This is a genomic window from Bradyrhizobium sp. U531 (assembly GCF_051710265.1).
GTDB lineage: Bacteria > Pseudomonadota > Alphaproteobacteria > Rhizobiales > Xanthobacteraceae > Bradyrhizobium.
In genome coordinates, this window is the sequence record NZ_JASVEN010000002.1 from 882,602 (window position 1) to 905,396 (window position 22,795).

The window sequence follows — 22,795 nt, forward strand, 5'->3', positions numbered from 1 at the left end:
GTGATCTCTCGGTGGGATTCGGTGTGAGATGCGGAGGTTGGCAATCTTCGCAAAACTCCTCCCTGGGGTAATGGGTCCCTGCGTTCGCAGGGACGACAGAGGAGATTGTTGCGGGAGCATCGCTCCCATGACGCCCACGTGGTTGACCGCGCCCGCCTCAACTTGCAGGTTGACCGCCTCATTTTTCGCTAAGCGCCCCCACCTCCCCCATGCTCACCGTCGCCAGCCTCTGGATTCCCTTCACCGTCGTTGCCGCGCTCGGGCAGGTCGTGCGCAATGCGATGCAGCGATCGCTCACGAAGCCGCTGGGGACGTGGGGGGCGACCAATATCCGCTTCCTGTTCGGCTTTCCGTTCTCGCTGCTGTTCCTCGGCGTGGTGCTGATAGGTACCGGCGATCATCTCGGTATGCCGCCGGCCGTGTTCTGGCCGTGGCTGCTGCTGGGCGCGCTCAGCCAGATCGTTGCCACCGGCCTGATGCTGCTGGCGATGAACGATCGCTCATTCGTAGTGACGACGGCTTACCTGAAGACCGAAGCGATCCAGACCGCGATCTTCGGCTTCGTCTTCCTCGGCGATCACCTCAACTGGCTGAAGGTGCTGGCAATCGTGATCGCGACGATCGGCGTCGTCATCACCGCGCTGCGGCCGGGCGGCGAGAAGAGCTTTGCCGAGTTGAAGCCGACCATCACCGGTCTCGTCGCGGCCGCGGCCTTCGCGCTTTCCGCGGTCGGGTTTCGCGGGGCGATCATCAACGTTCCCGGCGTCTCCTTCGTCACCGCGGCCTCGTTCACGCTGGTGCTCGGCCTGTTCGTGCAGACGCTGATCCTGACGGTCTATCTGCTGCTGCGCGCGCCGGACGTGCTGCGGGGGATCCTCGGCCTGTGGCGGCCGTCGATGCTGGCGGGCTTCACGGGCGCCTTCGCCTCGCAGTTCTGGTTCCTGGCGTTCGCGCTGACGGCCGCCGCCAATGTCCGCACGCTCGCGCTGATCGAGGTGCTGTTCGCGCAGGCCGTGGCCTATTACTCGTTCAAGCAGCCGATCTCCCCGCGCGAGCTTGCAGGCATCGCGCTGATCGTGGTCGGCGTGGCGGTGCTGGTGGGAGCCTAGTTGCGGTCTTCCGGCAGCGTCGGCAGCGGCGAGACCTCGATGCCCTCGTCGATCAGCGACTTGGCCTCTTCCGGCGAGGCCTCGCCGTAGATCGGGCGGTGCTCCTTGTCGCCGTAATGCATCGCGCGGGCTTCGTTGGCGAAGCGCTCGCCGACATTGTCGGCGTTCTTGACGATGTGATCGCGCAATTCCTTCAGCTTGCTGCGGAGCTCACGCTCCTGCGCCATCATGAGCGAGGTCGAGCCGGGCGCAGCCGCTTCGGGCGCGGCAGTCGCGGTCGTTGTCGCCGGCTCGGGCGGCGGCGTCGCGCGCCCGCGGCCCTTCTTGCCGACGATGCGCGGGGCCATGATCGCCTTGTCGACCTTGGCGGAGCCGCAGATCGGGCACGTCACGAGCTTGCGCTTGACCTGGGAATCGTATGCCGACGAGCTCTGGAACCAGCTCTCGAAATCATGGTCCCGGTCGCAGCGAAGCGCGTAGCGGATCATGCCGATCCCCGTACGAGGTGCAGATGATCCGGCCCCGCCTTGGGGTCGGACACGCCGAAGCGGCGGCCGTGCTGCAGAGATGGAATCGCGCGGCGCGCGGTCTCGACCTTGGCCGGATCGATCTTGGCCATGATGATGCCGGGCTCGACGTCGCCCTCGGCGAGGATCTCGCCCCAGGGATCGATGATCAGCGAATGGCCGTAGGTCTCGCGCTTGTTCTCGTGGGTGCCGGCCTGGGCCGCCGCGAACACGAAGCAGCCGGTCTCGATCGCGCGCGCACGCAGCAGCACATGCCAATGGGCCTCGCCGGTCTTGCGGGTGAAGGCCGAGGGCACCGTGATGAAGTAGGCGCCGCTTTCGGCAAGGGCACGGTACAGCGCGGGGAAGCGGACGTCGTAGCAGATCGTCAGGCCCACCCGGCCCCAGGGCAGGTCGGAGATCACGGCGGTCTCGCCCGGCTGGTAATTGGCGGATTCGCGATAGCTCTCGCCGTCCGGCAGCTCGATGTCGAACATGTGGATCTTGTCGTAGCTCGCGAGCACATTGCCCTCGGGCCCGATCAGGAAGGAGCGGTTGACCGCCTTCTCCGGCGAGAAGCGCAGCGCCAGCGAGCCGACATGGAGGTGGATCTTCAGCTCCGCCGCGAGCGCGCGGTAGGCCTTCAGCGAGGTGTCGTCCTCCTCGCTCTGCAGATGCTCGAACAGCGCCTTGCGGTTCAGCTGCATCATGTTGCTGACTTCGGGCGTCTGCACATAGTCGGCGCCATTGGCTGCCGCCTGCCGGATCAGCCTGGTCGCCTGCTCGAGGCTCGGCCCCGGCATCAAGCCGGTGCGCATCTGCACCATCGCGGCCGTGAAAATGCGGTTCTCGCTCATGAGCTGGCCTTTACGCCTTCGAGCATGCCGTCGAGCTTGCCTTCGCGATCGAGCGCGTAGAGGTCGTCGCAGCCGCCAACATGGGTTGCACCGATCCAGATCTGCGGGAAGGTCGAGCCCTCGCCGGCGCGATCATACATCTCCTGGCGCCACGACGAATTCCTGGCGACGTCGAATTCCGTGAAGGTCACCTTCTTGCGGGTCAGCAGCGACTTGGCGGCGGAACAATAGCCGCAGCCCGGCCTGGTGTAGATCTCGACAGCGGCGGTCATCTCGTCTGGCGCTCTCATGTCATGAATTCATTGAATTATATGGGACTTTACCTGACCTCCACAACCCGGGCGAAGACTAGGACGTCGACCTGGGCGGCCTTGGCGCGGAGCAGGGCCCGGGCGCAGGCATCCAGCGTGGCACCCGAGGTCAGGACATCGTCGATCAGGACGATCCGGCGGCCCTGAACCTCGGCCTGACGGTCGGAGGATACCTGGAATGCGCCCTGCACATTGGTGGCGCGCTGGGCCCGCGACAGGCCGATCTGCTGCTCGGTGGCGCGCACCCGGCGCAGCACCTCGGCGCTCACCTTCACCCCGCTCTGCCGCGCGATGATCCCCGCCAGCGCCCCGGACTGGTTGTAACGGCGGCGCCAGGCGCGCCGCCAATGCAGCGGAACCGGCACCAGCATGTCGGCCCCGTCCAGCAGCTCACCACCCGCGCGCGCCATCCAGCGGCCCATCGCGGGCGCCAGATCGGTGCGGTCCTGATACTTCAGCGCGTGCACCAGCGTGCGCGCGACATCGTCGTAACGCACCGCCGCCCGGGCGCGCATGTAAGCCGGCGGGCTTGCGATCGCCTCCATCGACAGCATGTCGGGGCCGGGGTCATAGACGAAGGGAATGCCGAGCCGCGGGCAATAGGGCCGCTCGATGAACGACAGCCGGGCCCAGCACGCCGCGCACACGCCCTCGCCATCAACCGGCTCGCGGCAGGACACGCACAGCGTCGGCAACGCGATGTCGAGCGCGAGCCGGGCCGCCCGCGACAGCACGTGGCGGCCAGCCGTCCACGCGGCACGCAGCGGCGCGGCGATGGAGCGGGTGCGGGCGGCGTCGGCGTTCATGAGGGGAGGCTAGCGGTCTGCCCGATGACGCTCAAGCGGCTATACAGGTCTCGTGCCCCGGACGCAGCGCAGCGTCTCTTCGACGGTGCGCTGCAGAGCCGGGGCCTATGTGGCCGCATTGTGCCGTGCCGCCTTCTGGGTCCCGGCTCTGCGCAGCAGCGCTAAAGAGCGCTGCAGCGCGTCCGGGACACGAGAGACGAGATTGCAATCACTGCCTCGATCAGCGTAACCAGCGCCATGGCTCAGCCCCCTCAAACCCCGCCCGCCTTGTTCGACCGCGCCTTGCTGCACGCGCGGCAGCGGCGCGCACGGGCGCAGGGGGGCGTGACTTTCCTGCTTGATCGCGTCGCCGAGGACATGTCCGAGCGGTTGGCCGCGGTGATGCGTGAGTTTCAGGCGCCGGTCGATCTCTGGACGCCTGGCGAAGGTCTCGCAGCGTTGCGCGCACGGCTCCCCTCCATCGCCCACATCGCGCTCGATGGAGCGGGGGCGGAGACACTGCCGCTCGCACCGGAAAGCCTCGACCTCGTCATCTCCGCGCTGGCGCTGCAATTCGTCAACGACCTGCCGGGCGTGCTCGCGCAAATCCGTCGCGCCCTGAGGCCGGACGGACTGCTGCTCGCCGCGATGATCGGCGGCGACAGTCTGACCGAGTTGCGGCAGGCCTTTGCCGCGGCGGAGGCCGAATGCGAGGGCGGCGTGTCGCCGCGCGTCGCGCCGTTCGCGGATCTGCGCGACATCGGCGCGCTGTTGCAGCGGGCCGGCTTCGCGCTGCCGGTCACCGACGTCGACCGTGTCGTGGTGCGCTATGGCAATGCGTTCGCCCTGATGCAGGATCTCCGCCGCATGGGCGCCGCCAACGTGCTGATCGAGCGCCGCCGCACACCGAGCCGGCGCGCGACGCTGCTGCGCATGGCCGAAATCTATGCCGAGCGCTTTGCAGATGCCGATGGCCGCATCCGTGCGACGTTCGACATCATCTGGCTCTCCGGCTGGGCCCCGCATGCGAGCCAGCAGCAGCCGCTGAAGCCGGGGTCGGCAAAAGCGAGCCTGGCGGAAGCGGTGAAGAAGGCGGGGAAAGAATGACGCGTGTCCCGGACGCGCTGCAGCGTTCTTACGCTGCTGCGCAGAGCCGGGACCCAGTCTGCCGCCAGCAATGGGCCCCGGCTCTGCAGCGCATCACTGAAGAAGTGCTGCGCTGCGTCCGGGGCACAGTGCGCGTCACATCAGCAGATCGATCAAATGCGGGATCAGCGGAATGTCCGCGGGCGGCATCGGATAGTCGCGCAGCTTGTTGGCGCGGACCCAAGCGAGGGTCTGGCCCTCGCGCGAGGTGACCTGCCCCTCCCAGCGCCGGCAGATGTAGAGCGGCATCAGGAGGTGAAAGGTCTCGTAGCCGTGGCTGGCGAAGGTCAGCGGCGCCAGGCACGGCTCGGCGACGGTGATGCCGAGCTCTTCGTGCAGCTCGCGGATCAGGCTCTGCTCCGGCCGCTCGCCGGGCTCGCACTTGCCGCCGGGAAATTCCCAGAGGCCGGCCAGCGTCTTGCCTTCCGGGCGCTGCGCGATCAGGACGCGCTTGTCGGCATCGATCAGCGCGCAGGCCACCACCAGTATCAGTTTGAGATCGGCCATGCGTGAATGTGTCGCTCGTTGAAGATCACCGGTAACGGTTCGTTAATCGGTGACGGACCGGATTATTACGGTTCCCCATAAGTCATATTTAATCAACGGTTCCTAGACTGGAAACATATTTAGATCATTCCGGGCCTGGTCCATGCGCGCTGCGCTTTCCTCCACCATCCGCCGGTTCGGCCGCGACCGGCGCGGCAATATCGCGGTGATTTTCGCGCTCGCCTGCGTCCCCCTGATCACAACGGTCGGCTGCGCCGTCGACTACTCCCGCGCGACGCAGATTCGGGCCAAGCTCCAGGCCGCGGCCGATTCGGCCAGCGTCGGCGCCGTCGCCAAGGCCTCGCCGGGGTTTGCGGCCGCGGGCACGATGACCTCGGACGGCTCGATTGCGGTCGGCGTCACCGACGCCAAGAACATCTTCAATGCCAACGTCGCCAACCTGACCGGCTACACGCTCAACAGCGTCACGCCGACCGTGGTCAAGAGCGGCTCGACGGTCACCTCGACGGTTGCGTTCAGCGGCAGCATCAAGACCATGTTCCTCGGCGTGATCGGCAAGACCGCGCTTACGATGACCGGCACGTCCACGGCGACGGCGAGCATGCCGCTCTATGTCGACTTCTACCTGCTGCTGGACAATTCGCCGTCGATGGGCGTGGCGGCGACGCCCGCGGACGTCAGCACGATGGTCAACAACACGTCCGACAAATGCGCCTTCGCGTGTCACGACTACAACGACTCGAACAACTACTACAATCTCGCCAAGACGCTGGGCGTGACGACGCGGATCGACGTGCTGCGCAGCGCGACCCAGTCGCTGATGGACACCGCCACGGCCAGCGAGACCTATTCCAACCAGTTCCGCATGGCGATCTACGATTTCGGCGCATCGTCGAAAACCATCGGCCTGCGCGCGCTGTTCTCGCTGTCGGCGAGCCTGTCGAGTGCCAAGACCGCGGCGGGCGGCATCGACCTGATGGGCGTCTACGGCAACAACGATTCCTACACGGCCGACAAGGACACCCAGTTCAGCACGGTCTTTCCGGCCATCAATTCCGCGATCGCCGCACCGGGCGCCGGAACCTCGTCTGCGCCCATGAAATATCTGTTCTTCGTCTCGGACGGCGTCGCCGACGAGTACAACACCGGTTGCTCAAAGACGCTGGTGAGCGGCGGGCGCTGCCAGTCGCCGATCGACGTCTCGCTCTGCACCACCATCAAGAACCGCGGCATCAAGATCGCGGTGCTCTACACCACCTATCTGCAACTGCCGACCAACTCCTGGTACATGTCCTATATCGACCCCTTCAACAAAGGGCCTTTCGGTCCGTCGCCGAACAGCGAGATCGCGCAGAACATGGAAAGCTGCGCCTCGCCGGGACTGTATTTCGAGGTCAGCCCGACGCAGGGCATCTCGGACGCGATGAACGCGCTGTTCCGAAAAGCGGTCGCGGACGCCAGGATTTCGGGGTGACTTCAAATCCGTCACCGTCACCTCCGCGCAACGGCCCGGCTCTTTCGGTGCGGCGGGCGGGCCGCTCATCCTTCGAGGCTCGCTTCGCGAGCACCTCAGGATGACGGGGAGAGAACGGTCGGCCTACGACCTGTAATCGCCGTTGATCGCGACATATTCCTTGGTGAGGTCGCATGTCAGCACGCGGTCGCGGCCCTTGCCGAGGCCGAGCGAGACCTTGATCGCGATCTCCGGGGCCTTCATCGCCTCCGACACCTGCGTCTCATCATAGGACGGATCGCGCGCGCCGCTCTTGGCGACGCGAATGCCGTTGAAGGAGATCGAGAGCTTGTCGCGGTCGGCGGGCTCGCCAGCCTTGCCGACGGCCATCACCACGCGGCCCCAATTGGCGTCTTCGCCGGCGATCGCGGTCTTCACCAGCGGCGAATTGGCGATCGACATTGCGATCTTGCGCGCCGAGGCCTTGGTCTTGGCGCCCTCGACCGTGATCTCCACGAGCTTGCGCGCGCCTTCGCCGTCGCGGGCGACCTGTTCCGAAAGATTGGCCAGAACCTGGTTGAACGCCTTGACGAAGGCCTTCAGCCTGGGGTCGCTGGCGCGGCTGATCTTCGGCGCGCCATGCTCGGCGGCCGCGCCGGTGGCGAAGGCCAGCAGCGTGTCCGAGGTCGAGGTGTCGCCGTCGATCGTCACCGCATTGAAGGTGTCCTCGACGCCGGCCTTGAGCAGCGCCTGCAGCGCGGCGGGCGCGATCGGCGCGTCGGTGAAGATGAAGGACAGCATCGTCGCCATGTCGGGCGCGATCATGCCGGCGCCCTTGGCCATGCCGTTGATGGTGACCTTGGCCTTGCCGAGCTTCACGGTCGCGGTCGCGACCTTCGGGAAGGTGTCGGTGGTCATGATCGCCTTGGCCGCGGCGAGGTAATCGCCGGCTTCCGCGGTCTCGGCGAGGCGGCCCAGCACGCCGTCGAACTTGGTCGCGTCCAGCGGCTCGCCGATCACGCCGGTCGAGGCCAGGAAGATTTCGCCCTCGCTGCAACCGACCGCCTTGGCCGCGATCTTCGCGGTCAGCGCGGTGGAGGCGCGGCCGGTCTTGCCGGTGAAGGCATTGGCGTTGCCGGAGTTGACGACGAGGGCACGTGCCTTGCCGCCCTTCAGCTTGGCGCGGCACCATTCCACCGGCGCGGACGGGCATTTCGACTTGGTGAAGACGCCGGCGACCGCCGTGCCCTTGTCCATCACCGCCAGCAGCACGTCGGTGCGGTTCTTGTAGCGGATGCCGGCCTCGGCCGTCGCAAGGCGGACGCCCGCGATCACGGGCATATCAGGAACGTTCTTCGGGGCGAGCGGGGAGACGGATGAGGACATCGCTGGTGCCTTGATCAGGTCTGGATATGCAGATGGCCGGGCATGTGCCCGGCCATTGCGACGTTAGATACTATTGGCGTCCGCGAAGTGACAGCAAATTCTTACTTCTTGGCGGGCGGCGCCATCTTGCTGTCCGAGGGCTTTGCCGCGTCCGCCGGCTTTGCATCGGGCTTGGCATCGGCCGCCGGCTGGTCCAGCCGCTCGACCTTGGCCTCGGCGCGCAGCTTGGCGACGTACTCGGCCTGGGCCTTGCGGGTGACGTAGCTCTCGATCTGGGTCTTGACCTGCTCGAAGTCCGGCGCCTTGCGGTTGCGCTTTTCCTCGACCTTGATGATGTGCCAGCCGAACTGCGACTTCACGGGGTCGGAAATCTTGCCCGGCTCGAGCGTGAAGGCGATGGCCGAGAATTCCGGAACCATCTGCTCCTTGGTGAAGAAGCCGAGGTCGCCGCCGTCGGCGGAGCCGGGATCCTTGGACTTCTTCTTGGCGAGCTCGGCGAAATCGGCCCCCTTGTCGAGCTCCGCCTTGACCGCCTTGGCCTCGTCCTCGGTCTCGACCAGGATGTGGCGGGCGCGCACCTCCTGCTCGCCGGTGATCTGCTTGGACGCCTCCTCATAGACCTTCTTCATCGAGTCCGGGTTGGTGGCGGCCTTGCCCTCGTTGGCGAGCAGGCTGTCCATCAGGAGCCGGTTGCGGGCGAACGCCAGGCGCTTCTTGAACTCCTCGCTGTCGGCGACCTTCTTGTCCTCGGCAGCCTTGCTGACGATTTTCATGTCGATCAGGAACGACAGGACGTTCTCGTCCTTGGTCGCCGGGTCCATCTGGGCGAGGCTCGGTCCAAGCTCCTCCTCGGCCATGGCAACGTCGCTCTTCTTGATTTCGGCGCCATTGACCTTCGCCAGGACCGGATCGTCAGCGGCCCGGAGCGGGCCAGCGAACGCCAGGGACAGCCCCAAAGCGAGGCAGCCAGCCAGGGCGGACGCATGGCGGAAACGCTGGCCGGTGGTTACCGGGAACGAGGTGGTCATGGAAAATCCTTTTGTTGAAGCAGGGGGCTGCCCGAAGCGGGCGGACACTCGCCCAATTCAGGGGGCCTTGGCAACGCGAAAAGTCTGTCAAAATGATGAATTAGCCGCAATGCGCCCGCCGTTGACAAGGCCCTGACCCGGCCATATCTCTGGCCGGTCGCGACCATGGCGATGGCGTTTATTTTGCTGCGTTTTTGGCCGTTGAACCCAGACTAGCCCAATTCCCACCCATATGGCGGATGACCCCCGCAGTCCGGGTTATGACGCCGGGAGGCGTCACGGTGAGTTGATGGGTAGGCGGGTGACAACTTCTTGGGCCCAACGCGGTTAAATCGCGAACACAGGAACTAGGCATGATCGGCGCGCTCGCCCGCAAGTTTTTCGGCTCCGCCAACGACCGGCGGGTGAAGGGATATCAATCCCGCGTCAACGCGATCAACGCGCTGGAGCCCGAGGTTTCCAAGCTCTCCGACGAGGCGCTCAAAGGTCGCACCGCCGAATTCAAGCAGCAGCTTGCCGAGGGCAAGACGCTCGACGATCTCCTCGTCCCCGCCTTCGCCACGGTGCGCGAGGCCGCCAAGCGCACGCTCGGCCAGCGCCATTTCGACGTCCAGCTGATCGGCGGCATGGTGCTGCACGAGGGCGACATCGCCGAGATGAAGACCGGCGAAGGCAAGACGCTGGTCGCGACCCTTGCGGTCTATCTCAACGCGCTCGCCGGCAAGGGCGTCCACGTCGTCACCGTCAACGACTACCTCGCCCGCCGCGACTCCGGCTGGATGGGCCAGATCTACGGCTTCCTCGGTCTGACCACCGGCGTGATCGTGCACGGCCTCGACGATGCCGAGCGCAAGGCCGCCTATGCCTGCGACATCACCTACGGCACCAACAACGAATACGGCTTCGACTATCTGCGCGACAACATGAAGTACCGGCTCGAGGACATGGTCCAGCGGCCGCACTTCTACGCCATCGTCGACGAAGTCGACTCGATCCTGATCGACGAGGCGCGCACGCCGCTGATCATCTCCGGTCCGCTCGACGACCGCTCCGATTTCTATAACACCATCGACGGCTTCCTGCCCAAGCTCGACAAGACCGACTACGACGTCGACGAGAAGCAGCGCACGGTGACGCTCACCGAAGCCGGCATGGAGAAGATCGAGACGCTGCTGCGCGATGCCGGCCAGCTCAAGGGCGAATCGCTCTACGACGTCGAGAACGTCTCCGTCGTGCACCACATCAACCAGGCGCTGCGCGCTCACACGCTGTTCACCCGCGACAAGGACTACATCGTCCGCGACGACGAGGTCGTGATCATCGACGAGTTCACCGGACGCATGATGGCCGGCCGGCGCTATTCGGAAGGCCTGCACCAGGCGCTGGAAGCCAAGGAGCATGTCCAGGTCCAGCCCGAGAACCAGACGCTGGCCTCGATCACCTTCCAGAATTACTTCCGCATGTACGAAAAGCTCGCCGGCATGACCGGTACGGCGCTGACGGAAGCCGACGAACTGTTCGACATCTACAAGCTCGAGGTCGTCGAGATTCCGACGAACCTGTCCATCGCCCGTCTCGACGAGGACGACGAGGTCTATCGCACCCAGAACGAGAAATACGCCGCGATCCTGGCCGAGATCGAGCGCGCCAACGGGCGCCTCCAGCCGGTGCTGGTCGGCACCGCCTCGATCGAGAAGTCGGAAGTGATCGCCGAATATCTCAAGAAGCACGGCTACCGGCAGATCGATTTCGGCAACGAAAATTCGATGCAGAAGCTGTACGCCGCGGCCCGCGCCGGCAAGCCGGCAAAGCTGTTCGCAGTGCTGAACGCCCGCTTCCACGAGCAGGAAGCCTATATCGTCGCGGAAGCCGGCGTGCCCGGCGCGATCACGATCGCGACCAACATGGCCGGCCGCGGCACCGACATCAAGCTCGGCGGCTCGCTGGAAATGCGCATCCAGCAGGAGACTGCCGGGATCGAGGACGAAGCCGAGAAGGCGAAGAAGATCGAGCAGATCAAGGCCGACATCGCGCATTTCCGCGACATTGTGCTGAAGGCGGAGGAGACCGTCGAGCTCGAGCCGGCGAAGGGCTCCAAGCCGGCCAAGACCGTGAAGAAGCCCGGCGGCCTCTACATCATCGGCTCCGAGCGTCACGAATCCCGCCGCATCGACAACCAGCTGCGCGGCCGCTCCGGCCGTCAGGGCGACCCCGGCCGCTCGAAGTTCTTCCTGTCGCTGGAAGACGATCTGATGCGCATCTTCGGCTCGGATCGTCTCGACAGCATGCTGCAGCGTCTCGGCCTGCAGGAGGGCGAGGCGATCATCCATCCCTGGATCAACAAGGCGCTGGAGAAGGCGCAGCAGAAGGTTGAGGCGCGCAACTTCGACATCCGCAAGAACCTCCTCAAGTTCGACAACGTCCAGAACGACCAGCGCAAGGTGATCTTCGACCAGCGCGTCGAGCTGATGAAGGACGAGAGCGTCGCCGAGACCGTCTCCGACATGCGCCACGCCTTCATCGACGACCTCGTCGCCAAGCACGTGCCCGAGCACGCCTATGCCGAGCAGTGGGACGTCGCAGGCCTGAAGGAAGAGCTGAAGCGCGTGCTCGATCTCGACCTGCCGGTCGACGAATGGGCCAAGGAAGAGGGCATCGCTGACGAGGAGCTGCTCAACCGCATCGAGACCAAGGCGGACGAGCACATGGCGGCCAAGGTCGGGCAATGGGGTCCCGACGTCATGCGTTACGTCGAGAAGACCATCCTCCTGCAGACGCTCGACCATCTCTGGCGCGAGCATCTGATCATGCTCGACCACCTGCGCCAGGTCATCGGCCTGCGCGGCTATGGCCAGCGCGATCCCTTGCAGGAGTACAAGACCGAAGCCTTCAATCTCTTCCAGGAGATGAGCGCGCATCTGCGCGAGGCCGTCACGGCGCAGCTGATGCGCGTCGAGATCGTCCCGCCGGAGCAGGAAGCACCCGTCCTGCCGCCGATGGAAGCGCACAAGTTCGACCCGAACACCGGCGAGGACGAAATGGCGATCGCCAACGTCTCGCTCGGCGCCCAGGCCACCGACTCCGCGCTGCGCGACCCCAAGAACCCCGCGAGCTGGGGCAAGGTCGGCCGCAACGAGGACTGCCCCTGCGGCTCAGGCAAGAAGTACAAGCACTGCCACGGGCGGTACGCGTAAGGCTTGAATGCGTTGGTGGGGCGCGATGTCCGCGCCTCACTCTCCGCTGTCGTCCCGGCGAACGCCGGGACCCATACCGCGGAATCTATCGACGGCACGCAGTCGTCGTACCGCGAGGAAGCCTAACTACTAATCTTTGAAACAACCAGGCCCTGTGGTTATGGGTCCCGGCGTTCGCCGGGACGGCAGTCTTTGCTGGGCTGACTGCGTCGCAACTCTCGCGATATGTGCCCGCTCAATTCGAGCTGTCGATCAAACTCTCCAGCAGCCGCTTGAGCTCGCTCGTCGGCTTGTCGCCGTAGCTCTCCAGGATGTGCTCCTCCTGGTCGACCGCGAGCGAGTTGAGCTTCTTGCACAGCACCTTGCCGCGGTCGGAGATGAACATCAGCACCTTGCGGCGATCGTTCGGATCCTGCACGCGATAGACCAGCGTGTCCGAGACCATGCGGTCGATCATCTTGGTCAGCGTCGGATGGTTGAGCAGTACGGCGTCGGCGAGCTCGCCCATCGAATGGCCGTTGCCATCCGACAGCACCTTGAGGATGCGCCATTGCTCGACGGGAACACCTTCCTTGCTCAGCCGCAGTTCCAGCTGCCGGTTGATCTCCCGGTTGGCTTGGGCCAGCAGATAAGCGAGATGTTCGGTGATCGGGATGTTTGCTTTGGTCGGTTTTGCCACGGCTAAGACTTCGTCTTGACCCAAATGAGTGAATGTCTTGCAATCAATGCTGCATCTATATGCACTTCAATTGTTGAATATTCAATATTTTCAAAATAGGATGTTTGCCTAACAAAAGGGCGGATGCCGCGGTCGCCCGCAGAATGTGCTTTCAAGTCTGCTGCCAGACAGGAGTTGGCGTGCGCGCGACGGTAAACTTCCCGGCTCACGGCGGTCCGGCGTTGCCGCCGTCCATGCTGTTCAGGAATCTGTCGTCATCGGCGGCTGACGGCATGTTGTCGCCGGGCGACCATGCCCTGTTCAAGCGGCGCGGCGCCAACAAGCTCCGCGTCGGCGGCTTCATCTGCTGCACCGGCTCGCCCGGCGTCTGGGGTCCCTGCGCGATCAACAGCGCCCAGCTCGCCGCCGCCGAGATCAACAAGCGCGGTGGCCTGCTCGGCCGCGAGATTGAGCTGTCCATCTACGACGCCGGCGGGCCGCTGGATGAAGTCCTCGACCGCGCCGAGCAGGCGATCGCGTCCGACGAGGTCGATCTCATCGTCGGCCTGCACACCAGCGCAGTCCGCGTGGCCTTGCGCGACGTCATCACGCGCCACCGTATCCCCTACATCTACACGCCGGTCTACGAGGGCGGCGAGCGCACGCCCGGCGTGATGGCGATCGGCGAGACGCCGCGCTGGCAGAGCCGGCCCGCCATCCACTGGCTCGCCGATGTCAAGAAGGCCCAGCGCTGGTACCTGATCGGCAGCGATTACGTCTGGCCCTGGCAATCCCATCGCGCGGTGAAGAACTACATCAGGGAAACCGGCGGCCATGTCGTCGGCGAAGAGTTCGTGCCGCTCGGCGAGGACAATCACGAGCCGCATCTGGCGCGCATCCGCGCTGCCAAGCCCGACGTCGTGCTGATCTCCCTGATCGGCACCGACAGCATCACCTTCAACCGCGCCTTCGGCGAATGGGGGCTCGGCGCCACGACGCTGCGGCTCGCGGGCGCGATGGACGACACCGTGCTGCTCGGCATCGGCGCCGACAACAGCGAGAACATGTTCTGCGCCTCGGGCTATTTCACCGGCACCGGCACGCGCGCCAATGACGACTTCCAGAGCCGTTATCGCGCGATGTTCGGGCCGAATGCGCCGCCGATCGGGTCGGTCGGACAGTCGAGCTACGAGGGCATGCGCTTCCTCGAGGCCGTCGCGAACAAGGCCGGCTCGTTGTCGATGGGCCCGATGCTCGTGGCCGGCCGCAACATCGTCTACAGCGGCGCCCGCGGTCCGGTCACCGTCCGCGACGGACGCGCGCGTATGCCGATGCATCTCGCCGAGGCCGACGGTCTCGACTTCCGGCTGATCAAGCCGCTCTGACCTCGCTGCGGCGACTGGTTGCTGGCCTCATTGCAAAATAATACTTGAAAAGGAAAATATTTCCGTTTTGAATGTTTCGGCGAAGCATGCGGGTGCGTGCGTCGCGCCGGGGCGGCCACGCCCAACGTTCAAAAGAAAGTTCAGGAGAGCGCCGTGACAGTCGTCCTTCCCACGCCAGCCCAGCTTCGCAGTGTCGCCGAGCAATGCGGTCTTTCGCTCACCGACGAGGACGTCACCTCGTTCCGCGGTCTGATGCAGGGCTCGATCGAGGCCTACAATCTCGTTGCCGCGATGCCGGACGAGCTGCCCGAGGTGAAATATCCGCGCACGCCCGGCCACCGTCCCTCGGCCGAAGAGAACCCGCGCAACGCCTGGTATCGCAAGTCGACCGTGAAGGGTGCCGCCAGCGGCAAGCTCAAGGGCAAGACCGTCGCGCTGAAGGACAACATCATGCTGGCCGGCGTGCCCATGACCAACGGCTCGTCGACGCTGGAAGGCTATGTTCCCGATTTCGACGCCACCATCGTCACGCGCATGCTGGATGCCGGTGCCGAGATCAAGGGCAAGGTGCATTGCGAGCATTTCTGCCTGTCCGGCGGCAGCCACACCGGCTCCTACGGGCCGGTGCATAATCCGCACAAGATGGGCTATTCGGCCGGCGGCTCGTCGTCGGGCTCGGGTGTCGTGGTTGCGCTCGGCGAGGTCGACATGGCGATCGGCGGTGACCAGGGCGGCTCGATCCGCATGCCGGCCTCGTTCTGCGGCATCTACGGCATGAAGCCGACCTGGGGCCTCGTGCCCTACACCGGCATCATGCCGATCGAGATCTATGTCGACCACACCGGGCCGATGACGGCGACGGTCGCCGACAACGCGCTGCTGCTCGAAGTGCTCGCCGGCGACGACGGCTACGATCCCCGCATCAAGTCGCCCAAGGTCGAGGAGTACACCAAGGCGCTCGGGCAGAGCATCAAGGGCATGAAGATCGGTATCGTCAAGGAAGGCTTCGAGCAGCCGACCGCCGAGGCCGCGGTGAATGAAAGCGTGCGCGAGGCGGCAAAGCGCTTCAAGGATTTGGGCGCCACCGTCGAGACCGTGTCGATCCCGATGCACATGCTGGGCGGCGCGATCTGGACCCCGATCGGCACCGAGGGCCTGACCCAGACCATGATGTTCGGCGACGGCTACGGCCTCAGCCGCGGCGATCTCTATTCGACCTCGCTGATGGATTTCCATCGCGGCTGGCGCCGGCAGGCCGACTCGCTGTCCGAGACCACAAAGCTGTTCATGCTGCTCGGCACCTACATCAACAACAATTTCGGCCCGCGCTTCTACGGCAAGGCGCTCAATATCTCGCGGCGCCTGACCGCGGCCTATGACAAGGCATTCGGGGATTACGACCTGCTGCTGATGCCAACCACGCCGATGAAGGCGACCAAGCTGCCGGAGCCCAATGCCAGCCGCGAGGACTATGTCGCCCGCGCGCTGGAGATGATCTCCAACACCGCGCCGTTCGATATCACCCACCATCCCGCGATGTCGCTGCCTTGCGGCATGGTCGACGGCCTGCCGGTCGGCCTGATGCTGGTCGGCCGCATGTTCGAGGAATCCACCATCTACCGCGCCGCCCACGCCTTCGAGCAGATCGGCGACTGGAAGAAGATGTGAGCGCGGCTCTGACGCAGGCGAACGGAACCCAAAAGCATGGCTAACGCGTTCGTCGCGGCCTTCGAGATCCTGAGCTTCGGCGCGATCATCGTCCTGATCGTGCTGGGGCTCGGGATCATCGCCAGCATGATGGGCATCTTCAACTTCGCGCAGGGCGAGTTCGTGCTGCTCGGGGCCTACATCACCTATCTCGCCTACGCCAAGGGCATGCCGATCTGGGCCGGGATGATTGCCGCGCCCTTCGTGGTCGGCGGGCTCGGCTTCGTGCTGGAAGCGCTGATCATCCGCCGCTTCTACGCCGCGCCGATCGTCGCCATGCTCGGCACCTACGCGCTCGGCCTCATCATTCGCGAATCGGTGCGTGGGCTGATCGGCGGCTTTTATCTCACCGTGCCCGAGCCGATCGGCGGCTCGATCGACATCGGCGCCATGCACATCTCGGCCTGGCGCTTCACCATCATCGTCATCACGCTCCTGGTGATGGCGGGCTGCTATCTCCTGCTGTCACGCACCAGCTTCGGCCTGCGTATGCGCGCCACGCTGGAGAATCCGTCGCTGGCGCGGGCCTCGGGCATCTCCACGCCGCTGATGTACGGCGCCACCTTCGCGTTCGGCTCCGCGCTCGCCGGGCTTGCCGGCGCGCTGATCGTGCCGGTGTTCAGCCTCTACGCCGATTTGGGCCTGCGCTTCCTGATCCAGGGCTTCGTCGCGGTCATGGTCGGCGGCGTCGGCTCCTTCATCGGGCCGGTCGCGGGCGCCGGCGTCATCGGCACGCTGAGCGCGGCGCTGCCGTGGATCATGGCGCCCGTCGTCGCCGACGTGCTCGTTTTCGTCCTTGCCATTGTCTTCATCAAATTCCGCCCGCAGGGCCTCATCGCTGGAAAAGGGGTTTAGTCACATGTTCGATCGCATTCAGCTTTCACGGCGCCGCTTCCTCTCGAATTTCGCCTTTGCCTCCGGTGCGGTTGCGACCGGCGTGGGCAGCTGGGTGATCCCGGCGCCCTGGGCCAACGCGGCCGAAGGCCCGATCAAGGTCGGCATCGCCACCGACCTCACCGGCCCGATCGCCTACGCCGGCAATGCCGACGCCAATGTCGCCAAGATGGTGATCAAGGAGATCAACAATTCCGGTGGTCTGCTCGGCCGCCCGCTCGAGCTCTACATCGAGGACACCGCGTCGAACGAATCCGTCGCCGTCGGCAACGTGCGAAAGCTGATCCAGCGCGACAAGGTCGACATGGTGCTCGGCGGCATCACCTCCTCGATGCGCAACGCGATCAAGGATCCGATCGTGGCGCGCGGCAAGACGCTCTACATCTATCCGCAGCTCTACGAGGGCAAGGAGTGCACGCCCTATCTGTTCTGCACCGGGCCGACCCCGGCGCAGCAATGCGACGAGTTCATTCCCTGGCTTATCAAGAACGGTGGCAAGAAGTTCGCGCTGCCGAGCGCCAATTATGTCTGGCCGCACACGCTCAACGTCTATGCCCGCAAGGTGATCGAGGCGAATGGCGGCGAGGTCGTGTTCGAGGAGTATTATCCGCTCGACCAGGTCGACTTTTCCGCGACCGTCAACCGCATCGTCTCCAACAAGGTCGATGTCGTCTTCAACACCGTCATTCCGCCGGGCGTCGGGCCGTTCTTCAAGCAGCTTTATGAAGCCGGCTTCCTCAAGAACGGCGGGCGACTCGCCTGCGTCTACTATGACGAGAACACCCTCAACATCAACCAGGCCGCCGAGATCGAGGGGCTCGCCAGCTGCCTCGACTATTTCAAGGTGCTGACCAAGGAGAACCCGTTCGACGCCAAGATCCAGGCGGCCTACGAAAAGGACTTCCCCGGCAACTTCCTGTTCGCGGCCGGCAGCGCCGCGACCGGCACCTATCGCGGCCTCAAGCTGTGGGAAGCGGCGGTCAAGGAAGCCGGCAAGATCGACCGCGAGTCCGTTGCCGCCGCGCTCGACCATGCCAAGATCGCCGAAGGTCCGGGCGGCCCCGCCGAGATGGTTCCCGGCAAGCGGCACTGCAAGATGAAGATGTACACCGCGGTCGCCAAGGCCGGGAATTACGAGATCGTCGCGCGCAGCGAGGGTCTGGTCGATCCCAAGGAATGCTGAGCGCGAATGCCGAAGTCGATGGGCGCAGTGAAGCAGGCGATCCCCGCCGAAATGGGCGGGGAGACGGTTGCCGTCATGAGTAGCAGTGGAGCGCCGGCGAAAGCCGTCGCGGGCCGAAAGATCCTGCCGATCGTGGAGGGGCTCGTGCTCGTCGCGGCGCTGCTGGCGCCGCTGGTGCTGCAGGATTATCTCACGGTGTTCGCGACGCGTGTGATCATCCTCGCGCTGTTCGCACTGTCGTTCGACCTGGTCTGGGGCTATGCCGGCATCATGAGCTTCGGCCAAGCGCTGTTCTTCGGCTCGGCCGGCTATGGCGTCGCGCTGCTCGCGCGCGACCTCGACGTCACCAACATCTTCCTGGTGCTCCCGGCGGGCACGCTGATCGGCCTCACCTTCGCACTGTTGCTCGGCGGCTTCCTGCTGCTCGGCCGGCATCCCTCCAGCGTGATCTTCGTCTCGCTCGGCACGCTCACCGGCTCCTATGCCGCCGATCGTCTCGCGCGCGGCTGGTATTATCTCGGCGGCCAGAACGGCATCCCCTCGATCGCGCCGATGTCGCTCGGTACTTACGAGTTCACGGAAGGGCCGTCGTTCTATTATCTCGTGCTCGGCATTCTCGTCGTGGTCTATCTGCTCTGCCGCTTCCTGGTGCGGTCGCAATTCGGCCTCGCGCTCGCGGGCCTGCGCGAGAACGAGCAGCGCATCGCTTTCTTCGGCTACAAGGCGCAGCATCTGAAAGCGATCATCTTCACCATCGGCGGCGCCATCGCAGGGCTCGCCGGCAGCCTCTATGCGTTCCACGAGGGCTTCGTCTGGCCCAACATGGTCGGCGTGGTGGTCTCGACGCAGGTCGTGCTCTACGTGCTGTTCGGCGGCTCCGGCACGCTGATCGGCGCCGTCATCGGCACTGTGATCGTCGAGGGCGTCAGCTTCTGGCTCTCGGACAATTATCGGGACATCTGGCCGATCATTCTGGGATTGCTGCTGTTGCTCGTGATCCTGTTCCGGCCACTCGGCCTGATCAGTCTCGTTCTCGGCGAGCGGGAACGGGTCGGCAGCTTCGGCGCCAGGCGAAAGGAGAAGCGCAATGCTCCTTGAAGCCGCCGGCATCAGAAAAGTCTTCGGCAAGCTGACCGCGCTCGACGGCGCGGCCCTCAGCGTTCGCGAGAACGAGTTTCACGGCCTGATCGGTCCGAACGGCTCCGGCAAGAGCACGCTGATGAAGTGCATCGCCGGCGCCGAGGTGCCGACCACGGGCAAGGTCTCCTTCGTCAACGCCGACATCACCGCCTTCACGCCGACCGAGCGCGCGCGGGCCGGCATGAGCCTGAAATTCCAGATCACGTCCGTGCTGCCGTCGCTGACGCTCTACGACAACATCCTGCTCGCGCTGCAGGCGCAGTCCTCCCTGATCGACCTCGTATTCTCGCGCACGCGGGCCGCGCTGCACGAGCAGGTCATGACCATGCTGACGCAGTTTCGCCTCGCGAACCGGGCCTTTGAGGCCGCGGCTGCGCTGTCTCACGGCCAGCAGCAATGGCTGGAGATCGCGATGGCGCTCGCGGGCAAGCCGAAGCTGCTGCTGCTCGACGAGCCGACCGGCGGCATGAGCCTGGAGGAGCGCCGCGTCACCGGCGAATTGCTGCAGCCGATCAAGCAGCATTGCTCGCTCGTCATCGTCGAGCACGACCTCGATTTCATCCGCGACATCTGCGACCGCCTCACGGTGCTCGACCAGGGCAAGGTGCTGGCCTCCGGCACCGTGGCGGAGATCCAGGCCAACACATCCGTTCAGGAGATCTATTTGCGCCGTGCCTGAATTTCTGGACATCAAGCATCTCGACGCCGGCTATGGCCGCAGCCAGGTCCTGTTCGACGTCAGCCTCGGCATCCCCTGGCGTGGCGGTGTCGCCGTGCTCGGGCGCAACGGCGCCGGCAAGACCACGCTGATGAAGACCATCGTCGGCGAGCTGCCGGCGTGGAAGGGCGAGGTCGCCTTCGACGGCCGCGACATCAGCCGCCGCGCCACCCAGGAGCGCGTCCGCGCCGGCATCGGCTACGTGCCGCAGGAGCATTCGGTGTTCGCGCGCCTGTCGGTGCGCGACAATCTCGCGGTCGGCTCGCTCGCGAACAAGGATGCCTCAGCGATTGATCGCGTGCTGGCGATCTTTCCCAAGCTTGGCCAGCGCCTCGACCAGCCCGCCGGCACGCTCTCCGGCGGCGAGCGCAAGATGCTCGCCATCGGCCGCGCCATGCTGGGCGATCCAAAACTGCTGCTGCTGGACGAGCCGACAGAGGGTGTCTGGATCGGCGTGATCGAGGAGATCACCGAGCGCCTGATCGAGCTCGCCAAGACCATCGCCGTCATCATCGTCGAGCAGCACCTCGACCTCGCGCTGCGCGTCGCCGACTACGCCTACGTGCTGGACCGCGGCCGCGTCGCGCTGCAGGGGCAGGCGGGCGACGTGCGCGGCAATCCGGAGCTGATGCGGTATCTGGCGCCGTAACCTCCGCCGCCGTAGCCCGCATGAGCGAAGCGACATGCGGGGATGGCCGGCAACGGAAGTCCCGGATATCGCTGCGCTCATCCGGGCTACGCGCTGTCATGCTCCGCGAAAGCGGGGCATCCAGTACGCCGCGGCTTCGCGGTTCAATCACAAACGTCTCTGGAATACTGGATCGCCCGCTCCTGTGCGCAATTGCGCACCAGGCGGGCGATGACAGCTGAGTGTCGAATGGGAGCGAAAGTCGCCCGCCTACTTCACCGCCCCAAACCGGCTGTCGAACGAGTTCGACGACACCACCGGCGCGGCGCCCATGATCTGGGTCGCTTCGCCTGCACCATCGTTCACCGACGGCTTCAGTGCGGGACGTGTCTGAGCGAGGCGGGTGTCGGGCTTTGCCGCCTCGGCGGGCTTGGCGGCGGCAACGGCCGGCTTCGGCGCGTCCTTCGCGGCTTCCTTCGGCTTGTCATGTCCCGGCACGAAGCGGGTCACGGCGGCCTTCAGCCTCGATGCGGCGGTCGGCGGCGTCGTGGTGGTGGTTGCGGCCGGCGCGACGGACGCGGTGGCTTGCGGCGGCGGGTTGGTCGAAGTCGTCTCGGACGAGCCCATGCCCATCTTGCGGCCGAGATTGGAGAAGAAGCCGGATTTCTCGGCAGGCTGAGCCGAGGCGACGCGTGCGCTGCTTGTGGGCGCGCTGACGGCGACGACAGGCTCTTCCTGCGGCGCAGGCGCGGACGCCACGCTGTCGAGATTGGGCTTGGGCGGATTGACGTGACCGGGGATCGTGCCGGGGGCCTTCGCCATGGCCAGCATCTGCAGCGTGGTGCCCTCGGCGCCCTCCGACAGGCCGGTCGAGCCTTCCGGAATCTTCGCGGCGAAGATCTTGTTCATGCCGCCATCGATGCCGGTGTTCATGCGCGCCACAGGCGTGCCCTTGGCGACCAGCTTGGCGTATTCCGCCTCGTCCCGGGCTTGCTTGCCCCGCACGGCGGCGACGACGTCCTCGGGGATCACATAGGCCGGGCACTTGGCGGAGGCGTCGAACACGGGATCGCGCTTCGCGTCGGGCGTGCGGGTCGCGTCGAAGACGTACTTCTTCTCGCAGAAATCGACCTTCGGCTCCTGCCGCGTCACCTCGAAATGATCATAGCCTTCCTTGATCATCTTCCAGAACGGCATGTTCGGATTGTTCCGGTGCTTGGCCATGTTCACCGGCGTCATCTTGAACGGATAGGCCTGCAGCTGGAACGCCTTCTGGCCGCCGAAGAAGGATTCGCGCCCGAGCGAATAGATCTCGGCGATCTGCTCGTCCGTCATGGCGTAGCAGCCGCGCGACGAGCAATCGCCGTGCACCATCAGCTGCGAGCCGGTGCGGCCGAGCGCCTTGTCGAACGCATTGGGATAGCCGGTGTTGAAGGAGAGGTAATAGGCCGACTGCGGATTCATCTGGCTCGGATTGATCGAGTAGAATCCTTCCGGCGCCTGGCGATCGCCTTCGCGTACCTTCGGTCCGAGGTCGCCCGACCAGCGGCAGATCGGATAGGTCTTGAGCAGCGCGAACTGGCCGTTGCGCGCCTGCTTCCAGACCTCGAGCTCGGCCTCCTGCTTGAACAGGCGGACCAGGATCGGCGATTGCAGATCCATGTCCTTCTCGACCATCGCGGCGAGCAGCTTCGGCGGCACCGGCTGGTTGGCCTTGGCATTGGTCGCGAGCGAGACCTGGTCGGTGTCGCACCCGGACAGCACAACGCCGGCCGCCATCAGAGCAACCGAAGCCAAAAGCGCGCGAGCAAGCGAACGAGAAATCAAGATGGACCCCACACCGTGCCGGGCTTTGAAGCGCGAACCCCAATTCTTCAGAGCGTGCCTGAACGGATACCCCGTCCTGACGGGATTTCAGACCACGCTCCAGCGCTTATGCCCTGAAGCCATTGATTAAAATTCTAACCTCTGGGTCATGTGGTCGCAACCCGAGCGGGGATCACGAGCCCGTTGCCCCATTGGCATGGTCAACGAAGACTGAATGGACGCGACTTTGGGCCTTACTTGGGCTTTTTGGGCCCATAGGGACTGAGATCGCTGATTTGGGCAAAAAAAGGGTTAATGCGGGGTTACCGGGGGCTTTGAGGCGGTCTCTCGTGCCCCGGACGCGGCGCAGCGCGTCAGCGGTGCGACGCAGAGC

20 protein-coding genes are annotated in these 22,795 nt (G+C 65.2%); 11 read left to right on the forward strand and 9 right to left on the reverse strand.

Annotated features, from left to right (window positions below; genetic code table 11):
* Window positions 1-209 precede the first annotated feature (209 nt).
* Window positions 210-1,109, forward strand: a complete 900-nt coding sequence (locus QRQ56_RS16005) for an EamA family transporter (protein WP_438741395.1) — start codon at window positions 210-212, stop codon at window positions 1,107-1,109.
* Here QRQ56_RS16005 and QRQ56_RS16010 read toward each other — a convergent pair.
* The 4 genes from QRQ56_RS16010 to QRQ56_RS16025 are packed head-to-tail and all read right to left on the reverse strand — an operon-like array spanning window position 1,106 to window position 3,589.
* Window positions 1,106-1,597 (reverse strand): DUF1178 family protein, encoded by a 492-nt coding sequence (locus QRQ56_RS16010; RefSeq protein ID WP_438741397.1) that lies wholly within the window; start codon window positions 1,595-1,597, stop codon window positions 1,106-1,108. The two genes, QRQ56_RS16005 and QRQ56_RS16010, sit on opposite strands and share 4 nt — an antisense overlap.
* The gene (locus QRQ56_RS16015; protein ID WP_438741398.1) at window positions 1,594-2,472 is read right to left on the reverse strand and encodes a carbon-nitrogen hydrolase family protein; all 879 of its coding nucleotides are present in this window, start codon (window positions 2,470-2,472) and stop codon (window positions 1,594-1,596) included. Before QRQ56_RS16015 ends, QRQ56_RS16010 begins: the two co-directional genes overlap by 4 nt.
* Window positions 2,469-2,744 (reverse strand): glutaredoxin 3, encoded by a 276-nt coding sequence (gene grxC, locus QRQ56_RS16020; RefSeq protein WP_438741495.1) that lies wholly within the window; start codon window positions 2,742-2,744, stop codon window positions 2,469-2,471. The genes QRQ56_RS16015 and grxC overlap by 4 nt, the downstream gene beginning before the upstream one ends.
* Before the next feature lie 47 nt (window positions 2,745-2,791).
* A complete protein-coding gene (locus tag QRQ56_RS16025) occupies window positions 2,792-3,589 on the reverse strand; it encodes a ComF family protein (protein WP_438741399.1) in 798 nt (265 codons plus the stop codon).
* 237 nt (window positions 3,590-3,826) lie between these two features.
* Between QRQ56_RS16025 and QRQ56_RS16030 the strand changes: the two genes are divergently transcribed.
* A complete protein-coding gene (locus tag QRQ56_RS16030; protein ID WP_438741400.1) occupies window positions 3,827-4,675 on the forward strand; it encodes a methyltransferase domain-containing protein in 849 nt (282 codons plus the stop codon).
* A gap of 135 nt (window positions 4,676-4,810) precedes the next feature.
* On the opposite strand, the gene mutT is transcribed toward QRQ56_RS16030, so the two are convergent.
* Complete coding sequence (gene mutT / locus QRQ56_RS16035; protein WP_438741401.1) at window positions 4,811-5,221, reverse strand: 8-oxo-dGTP diphosphatase MutT; 411 nt, start codon at window positions 5,219-5,221, stop codon at window positions 4,811-4,813.
* A gap of 142 nt (window positions 5,222-5,363) precedes the next feature.
* Here mutT and QRQ56_RS16040 point away from each other — a divergent pair, with 142 nt between their 5' ends.
* Window positions 5,364-6,695, forward strand: coding sequence for a TadE/TadG family type IV pilus assembly protein (locus tag QRQ56_RS16040; RefSeq protein ID WP_438741402.1), 1,332 nt, complete (start codon window positions 5,364-5,366; stop codon window positions 6,693-6,695).
* Window positions 6,696-6,818: 123 nt separating this feature from the next.
* Here the strand turns inward: QRQ56_RS16040 and argJ are convergent, their stop codons facing one another.
* A complete protein-coding gene (gene argJ, locus QRQ56_RS16045) occupies window positions 6,819-8,060 on the reverse strand; it encodes a bifunctional glutamate N-acetyltransferase/amino-acid acetyltransferase ArgJ (protein ID WP_438741403.1) in 1,242 nt (413 codons plus the stop codon).
* A 101-nt stretch (window positions 8,061-8,161) separates the two neighbouring features.
* Window positions 8,162-9,088: a peptidylprolyl isomerase gene (locus QRQ56_RS16050; RefSeq protein WP_438741404.1), complete on the reverse strand. Its 927-nt coding sequence runs from the start codon at window positions 9,086-9,088 to the stop codon at window positions 8,162-8,164.
* Between the two features lie 353 nt (window positions 9,089-9,441).
* Here QRQ56_RS16050 and secA point away from each other — a divergent pair, with 353 nt between their 5' ends.
* Window positions 9,442-12,282, forward strand: a complete 2,841-nt coding sequence (gene secA, locus QRQ56_RS16055; protein WP_438741405.1) for a preprotein translocase subunit SecA — start codon at window positions 9,442-9,444, stop codon at window positions 12,280-12,282.
* A 235-nt stretch (window positions 12,283-12,517) separates the two neighbouring features.
* Here secA and QRQ56_RS16060 read toward each other — a convergent pair whose 3' ends face one another.
* Window positions 12,518-12,961, reverse strand: coding sequence for a MarR family winged helix-turn-helix transcriptional regulator (locus QRQ56_RS16060; RefSeq protein WP_438741406.1), 444 nt, complete (start codon window positions 12,959-12,961; stop codon window positions 12,518-12,520).
* A 179-nt stretch (window positions 12,962-13,140) separates the two neighbouring features.
* Here QRQ56_RS16060 and QRQ56_RS16065 point away from each other — a divergent pair, with 179 nt between their 5' ends.
* The 7 genes from QRQ56_RS16065 to QRQ56_RS16095 all read left to right on the forward strand — a co-directional run bounded on the left by QRQ56_RS16065 (window position 13,141) and on the right by QRQ56_RS16095 (window position 20,616).
* Window positions 13,141-14,325: a substrate-binding domain-containing protein gene (locus QRQ56_RS16065; RefSeq protein WP_438741407.1), complete on the forward strand. Its 1,185-nt coding sequence runs from the start codon at window positions 13,141-13,143 to the stop codon at window positions 14,323-14,325.
* A 153-nt stretch (window positions 14,326-14,478) separates the two neighbouring features.
* A complete protein-coding gene (locus QRQ56_RS16070; protein ID WP_438741409.1) occupies window positions 14,479-15,993 on the forward strand; it encodes an amidase in 1,515 nt (504 codons plus the stop codon).
* Window positions 15,994-16,029: 36 nt separating this feature from the next.
* Window positions 16,030-16,887 (forward strand): branched-chain amino acid ABC transporter permease, encoded by an 858-nt coding sequence (locus QRQ56_RS16075; RefSeq protein ID WP_438741410.1) that lies wholly within the window; start codon window positions 16,030-16,032, stop codon window positions 16,885-16,887.
* A gap of 4 nt (window positions 16,888-16,891) precedes the next feature.
* Complete coding sequence (locus QRQ56_RS16080; RefSeq protein WP_438741411.1) at window positions 16,892-18,109, forward strand: substrate-binding protein; 1,218 nt, start codon at window positions 16,892-16,894, stop codon at window positions 18,107-18,109.
* A gap of 6 nt (window positions 18,110-18,115) precedes the next feature.
* Window positions 18,116-19,207, forward strand: coding sequence for a branched-chain amino acid ABC transporter permease (locus tag QRQ56_RS16085; protein WP_438741412.1), 1,092 nt, complete (start codon window positions 18,116-18,118; stop codon window positions 19,205-19,207).
* Entirely contained in the window at window positions 19,197-19,928 is a 732-nt protein-coding gene (locus tag QRQ56_RS16090; RefSeq protein ID WP_438741413.1) for an ABC transporter ATP-binding protein, read from the forward strand. Before QRQ56_RS16085 ends, QRQ56_RS16090 begins: the two co-directional genes overlap by 11 nt.
* Entirely contained in the window at window positions 19,921-20,616 is a 696-nt protein-coding gene (locus QRQ56_RS16095; RefSeq protein ID WP_438741414.1) for a branched-chain amino acid ABC transporter ATP-binding protein, read from the forward strand. The genes QRQ56_RS16090 and QRQ56_RS16095 overlap by 8 nt, the downstream gene beginning before the upstream one ends.
* A 249-nt stretch (window positions 20,617-20,865) precedes the next feature.
* Here QRQ56_RS16095 and QRQ56_RS16100 read toward each other — a convergent pair whose 3' ends face one another.
* Window positions 20,866-22,374, reverse strand: a complete 1,509-nt coding sequence (locus tag QRQ56_RS16100) for a L,D-transpeptidase family protein (RefSeq protein WP_438741415.1) — start codon at window positions 22,372-22,374, stop codon at window positions 20,866-20,868.
* Window positions 22,375-22,795: the final 421 nt, after the last annotated feature.